3 protein-coding genes and 1 pseudogene are annotated in these 2,903 nt (G+C 70.2%); all 4 read left to right on the top strand.

Annotation, left to right across the window (positions count from 1 at the left end; genetic code table 11):
• A partial coding sequence (locus tag SSBG_RS34195; RefSeq protein ID WP_234010346.1) for a PucR family transcriptional regulator ligand-binding domain-containing protein occupies positions 1–701 on the top strand: 701 nt, incomplete at its 5' end.
• Positions 702–760: 59 nt separating this feature from the next.
• Positions 761–997 (top strand): annotated as a pseudogene (locus tag SSBG_RS34190) (PucR family transcriptional regulator); the annotation flags it as partial.
• 113 nt (positions 998–1,110) lie between these two features.
• Positions 1,111–1,464 (top strand): PucR family transcriptional regulator, encoded by a 354-nt coding sequence (locus SSBG_RS34185; RefSeq protein ID WP_234010338.1) that lies wholly within the window; start codon positions 1,111–1,113, stop codon positions 1,462–1,464.
• A gap of 137 nt (positions 1,465–1,601) precedes the next feature.
• A complete protein-coding gene (locus tag SSBG_RS03620) occupies positions 1,602–2,600 on the top strand; it encodes a hypothetical protein (protein ID WP_008744868.1) in 999 nt (332 codons plus the stop codon).
• Positions 2,601–2,903 lie beyond the last annotated feature (303 nt).

Below are 2,903 nucleotides of genomic sequence, written 5' to 3'. Positions count from 1 at the left end.
GCCCGATCCGGGTCGTCAACATCATGGAGGTCCCCGACATCGTCCGCTGGATGCGCGGCGGCGAGTTTCTGCTGACCACCGCCTACCCCGTGCGCGACGACGCCGAGGCGCTGACCCGGCTCGTGCCCGTCCTCGCCCGGCGCGGGCTCACCGGCCTCGGGGTGAAGGGCGGCCCGTACCTGCCCGCGCTGCCACCCGCGCTCCTCGACGTCTGTGAGGAACTGGGCTTCCCGCTGGTGGAGTTGCCGGGGCCCGTGATGTTCAACGACATCCTCTCCGAGGTGCTCGGCACCGTCCTCAACCGGCAGGCCCTCGCCCTGGAGCGCTCGCGCGCGATCCACGAGCGCTTCACCGCCGTCGCCCTCGGCGGCGGCTCCTGCCAGGAGCTGACGAACGTCCTCCTCGAACTGACCGGTCTCGCCGCCGCCGTTCGCGACGAACAGGGCCTCGTCCTGGCCTCGGCGGGCGCCCCCGACACCGCACTGCCCCCCCGACACCGCACTGCCCCCCCGCCGCCGTGCGCCCCGTGCGCCACGGGGCCGGGCCCGGCGGCACGGTCGGCCTGTGGGCGGAGCCGGGGCACGTCCCCGACCCGTACCAGCTCGTCGCCCTGGAACACGCCACCACCATCGCGGCGACCCTCGCCGCGCAGGAACGCGCCCTCGCCGTACGCGCCCAGCGCTACCGCGCGCTGCTCCTGACCGAACTCGTCTCGCACACCCCGCGCGACCGGGCGGAGACCCTGCGCCGCGCCGCCGCGATGGGCTGGAACCTCGACGTCCCGCGCGCCGCCGTCCTCGTCGCGACGGACGACCCGTGCGAGGCCGGGACGCCGGGCGGCGAACTGGGCATCGAGGAGAGGCTGTTGCCGCTCGTGCGGCAGGCGGCGGGCGAGGGCGCTATCGCGCGGGGCGGCGGGAGCGGGCTGACGCTGCTCGTGGAGCCCGGCGACTCGCTCGACGCCCGCTGCCACGCCCTGCACGCCGCTCTCGCCGCGGCACGCCCCGGCCGCCGCGTCGCGGTCGCGGCCGGGACCGTGCGCGCCGACTTCCACGGACCTCCGCGGAGAGTTGCGCGGAGGCCGCCGAGACGCTGGGCCTCGGGCGTGAGGTGCACGGGGACGACTTCGTCGCCGGGCACGACGGGCTCGGCGTCTACCGGCTCCTCGGCCGGCTCTACGCCGAGGCGCTGCGCCGCCTCACGCACGAGGCCCTGGGCTCGCTCCTCGCCTACGACGAGGCGCACGACGGGAGCCTCGTGGACACCCTCTCCGCCTACCTCCTCCACGACCGCAACAAGGTCGCCACGGCGGCCCGCCTGCACGTCCACTACAACACCCTGCGCCACCGGCTGCGCCAGATCGACCGCCTGACCGGCGGCCTCGACCGCCACCCGCTGTCCCGCCTCCAGGCCGAACTCGCCGTCCACGCCCGCCGCCTCCTCGCGGCCCGGGCGCGAGGCTGAACCGGGACGCGGCCACCGGACCCGCGACGAGGCGCCGCCCCGCCCTCTCCCACTGGCACCCCTCGCCCGAAACCGCCCCCGCACACTGTCACCGCACGCCATCCCCACCCTCGCGCCCGCTGCCTAGAGTCACCGGCATGGTGCTGATCAACGCCGTGCACAAGGACCTGTACGCCGACTCCGTCGCCCTCATGCGCCTCGCGGCGACGCTCACGGAGGTGCCGGGCGCCGAGACAGTGAGCCTCGTCATGGGCACACCCGCCAACAAGGAGGTGCTGACCGCCTCCGGACTGCTCACCGGCGACGGAGCGGCGGCACGGCCCAACGACCTGCTCCTCGCCGTGCGGGGCACGCGCGAGGCGGCCGACGCCGTCTTCGCGCGCGCCGTCACCGCGCTGCGCGACGACACGCCCGAGCCCGGCGCGGGGACCGGCGGCGAGGAGGAGCCGCCGACGCGCTCGCTGGCCACCGCGCCCCCGGGCACGGACCTCGCCGTCATCTCCGTACCGGGCGCCCACGCGGCGGCCGAGACCCGCAAGGCGCTGCGCGCCGGGATGCACGCCTTCGTCTTCAGCGACCACGTGGACCTCGCGGACGAGGCCGCCCTCAAAGCGGAGGCCACCGCGCGCGGCCTGCTCGTGATGGGGCCCGACTGCGGCACGCCGGTCGTCGCCGGGGTGCCGCTCGGCTTCGCCAACGCCGTGCGCCCCGGCCCCGTCGGCCTCGTGGGCGCCTCCGGGACCGGCCTCCAGCAGGTCGCCTGCCTGCTGGACGCGCGCGGCAGCGGGGTCAGCCACGTACTGGGCACCGGCAGCAGGGACGTGAGCCGCGAGGTGGGCGGCGCGACCATGCTCGCGGCGCTCGGCCTGCTCGCTGCGGACCCCGCGACCGAGCGGATCGTCTTCGTCTCCAAGCCGCCGGACCCCGGGGTCGCCCGCCGCGTCCTCGCCCGCGCCGCCGAGTGCGGCAAGCCCGTCGTCGCCTGCTTCCTCGGCTGGGACGGCCCCGTCCCGGAGGGCGTCGTACGGGCTGGGACACCCGCCGGGGCGGCGGAGGCCGCGGCCCCGGGAGACGCCCCCCGCCCGCGAAGCGCCCTGGCCCCGGACTCCCCCCTCGCCGGGACCCCGCCCTTGTGACTCTACGGAGAACCTTCTAAATCCTACTCTATTCTTATTTCTATTTGCTTTTGGTTGTTTCTCTCTTATTTTTTATTTTTTTTTTTTTTTTTTTATTATAATTTTTTTTTATTTTTTTTTTTTTTTTATTTTTTTTCTGCTTGTTTTTTTTTTTTTTTTTCATTTATTTTATATCTTATAAAAATTAATTTGTTAAAAATATATATGAATGATATAATTTTTTGTTACTTTTTCTCCTTTCTTTTATTTTTCTGTTTTTGTATTTTTTTTTTTTTTTTTTTTTTTTTTTTTTTTTTTTTTTTT

Origin of the sequence: Streptomyces sp. SPB074, assembly GCF_000154905.1 — a bacterium.
Lineage (GTDB): Bacteria > Actinomycetota > Actinomycetes > Streptomycetales > Streptomycetaceae > Streptomyces.
Note: the sequence above shows the minus strand (reverse complement) of the source record. Positions and strands in the feature narration are given on the sequence as shown.

Coding starts and splice junctions, on each gene's coding strand:
- SSBG_RS03620 (WP_008744868.1), top strand. CDS start 1,602: ATGGTGCTGATCAACGCCGTGCACAAGGACCTGTACGCCGACTCCGTC.